At 64.2% G+C, this 793-nt stretch carries 1 pseudogene; it reads right to left on the bottom strand.

From position 1 onward, the window contains the following. Positions 1-793, bottom strand: a pseudogene (locus tag ACFPTO_RS25070) (urocanate hydratase); the annotation flags it as partial.

Here is a 793-nt window from a genome sequence, read left to right as displayed (position 1 = left end):
GAGCCAGTTGTGCAGATGCGGATCGTCCGGAATCAGTTCCTTGACCTTCGCATCGGTCTTGTAGATATCTTCCGGATCGCCCGAGAGCGCAACCCAGCGGAACGGCCCCTTGCCCTCGCAGAACAACGGACGAATATACGCGGGCACGAAACCCGGGAAATCGAAGGCGTTTTCAACGCCCATTTCCAGCGCCATCTGACGAATGTTGTTGCCGTAGTCGAGCGTGGCGGCGCCGCGCTGCTGCAGCGTAAGCATGGCGCGCACCTGGTTGGCCATGCCCTGCTTCGCGGGCGTCACGATGCTCTCAGGCGCAACCTTCTGCGCCTCGCGCCATTGCTCGACGCTCCAGCCTTGTGGCAGATAGCCGTTGACCGGATCGTGCGCGCTCGTCTGGTCGGTCACGCAGTCCGGCGTGATGCCACGCGCGACGATTTCGGCGAACACGTCGGCGGCGTTGCCGAGCAGACCCACCGACACCGGCTTGCCTGTGCGCTTCGCTTCCTCGACGATGGCGAGCGCCTCGTCGAGCGTCTTCGCCTTGCGATCCACGTAGCGCGTCTTCAGGCGCAAATCGATGCGCGTCTCGTCGCATTCGACAGCGATCATCGAGAAGCCCGCCATCGTCGCCGCCAGCGGCTGCGCGCCGCCCATCCCGCCGAGGCCGCCCGTGAGAATCCAGCGACCCGACGGGTCGCCGTTGAAGTGCTGATTCGCGACCGCATAGAACGTTTCGTAGGTGCCCTGCACGATGCCCTGCGAACCGATGTAGATCCAGCTTCCGGCCGTCATCTGG

This window comes from Paraburkholderia denitrificans (assembly GCF_042655705.1).
GTDB lineage: Bacteria > Pseudomonadota > Gammaproteobacteria > Burkholderiales > Burkholderiaceae > Paraburkholderia > Paraburkholderia denitrificans.
Note: the sequence above shows the minus strand (reverse complement) of the source record. Positions and strands in the feature narration are given on the sequence as shown.